1 protein-coding gene is annotated in these 1,637 nt (G+C 39.1%); it reads right to left on the bottom strand.

The annotated features are described in order from the left end of the window. Positions 1-55: 55 nt before the first annotated feature. Complete coding sequence (locus tag ACFFHF_RS11915) at positions 56-1,495, bottom strand: DDE-type integrase/transposase/recombinase (RefSeq protein ID WP_160549950.1); 1,440 nt, start codon at positions 1,493-1,495, stop codon at positions 56-58. Between the last annotated feature and the right edge of the window lie 142 nt (positions 1,496-1,637).

Below are 1,637 nucleotides of genomic sequence, written 5' to 3' on the forward strand. Positions count from 1 at the left end.
AAGAGTTCGCTTCGCCGATTACTGAATAGCCCAAGGGGCTCAGCTAAACAAAAAGTTAGGCGGTTTGCTGCTCGATAATCCAGTTTTGTGCTAACTCAATCAGTTTTGTCCAACGTGCTGGCATTGTCGGAAGCCCTGATAATTCTGGGTTCACGACAGGTACCTTACCTTCCAAGGTGGCGTGCGGCCTTAAAAAGTTAAAGTAAGCCACAAATAAGGTGACAAAAGAAACCGACCCTTGTTGCGAGCCAAAGCCATGAGTGGAGCGATAATTGCCTTTAAATGTTCGATTCAGTCTCTCGATTACCTGTTTTAAAGGTCTATATTCAGTTGAAACTGGGTCATCATTTGTAAGCCCGATTACTTGCTTCACATCAAACGAAATGTCATGTTGTGCGAAAAAGTGTTGAGCTAGTAGGTAGATTGGATTTCCATCTACTACGAAAGTTAGGTCTTTCGGGATCTCCTTCATCTTTACTAACACTTCATCTATCGCACGAATGGCTGACGCTGTATCTCGATTAGGAGACACCGGATAGGAAAGAATGATCTTTTTAACCGCATCAAAAAAGAAAAATAAATAATGCCAGCGTCCACCGACTCGAATATAAGTTTCGTCACCACAGAATTGGTCGGAAAGCTCATACGGATAGTAATCCACATATGGCTTAAGCATAAGAGCCACGCTATTTTCGTAGTTCAATATCGTTTGGTGGGAAATAGCCACACCATGAACATCCTGCATAATGGCAGCTGTCCTACGGGCCGAAAGGCCGTAGTTAACATGGTAGGTTAATATCAAACCTAATGTATGTGGTGAAGCATAAATCCTAGACAAATCTACTGCTGGTAGTTCAGGCGTTTGCTTGGCCAAAGGTAGAAAATCAATATGAAACTGCCGAAAGATATATCTTATTTTAAATGCTTGAGGATCTTTCTTAAATCGTGTCTTCTCTTTGGAGGACATCGCTTTAAGGTTTCTTTGGTAAAAAGAACAGTTGTTGTTTTTGCATTTGTAGACGAAAAAGTCTTTTCTATCCTTAATTTTATCGAGTGATTTTGAACAATGAGGACACTTTAAAATGGCCTCTTTTGAAAAACGATTTTTATCACTGAAAAGACACGAACACACCTTACACTGAAATTGACCTTTATCTCCGTTATTGGCATAAAGATAGTCCGACGGAGCACCACACTTAGGACAATTCATTGATTTAGGTACAACAGTCTTGGAATTAGATCGCCTTTGAACAGGTTTTAGTGACTTACCGTGTTCGTTGAAATACTCCTTCAAAAGAGTTTTGTAATCAAGTTTTTCCAGTGGTTCGATTATCGGAAGATCATCTACCTGGAGTTTTCGATAGGGTTTATTCACAGGTTGCTCTGTTGGTTTTTCAAACATGTTTTTTCCGATAAGTAGGGTAAGCAATGTTCGAATGATTTGTTCTTGGTACTTAATAAAAGTTAATAAATAGGTTATAATTTGAGGGTACAACTTGTCACTTCCTTTTTAGGTTGGTGTTTGGTGTGGTAACCTCACTATTTCCTAAAATTCAGGGGGTGGCAATTTTTTTGCTCAAAAAGCCCTCTATCAAGGTATTTTATAGCCTATTTAATATAAAAGTTTTGACAATACG

The organism is Robertmurraya beringensis (assembly GCF_042433785.1).
In the GTDB taxonomy this organism is placed as follows: domain Bacteria; phylum Bacillota; class Bacilli; order Bacillales; family Cytobacillaceae; genus Robertmurraya_A; species Robertmurraya_A beringensis.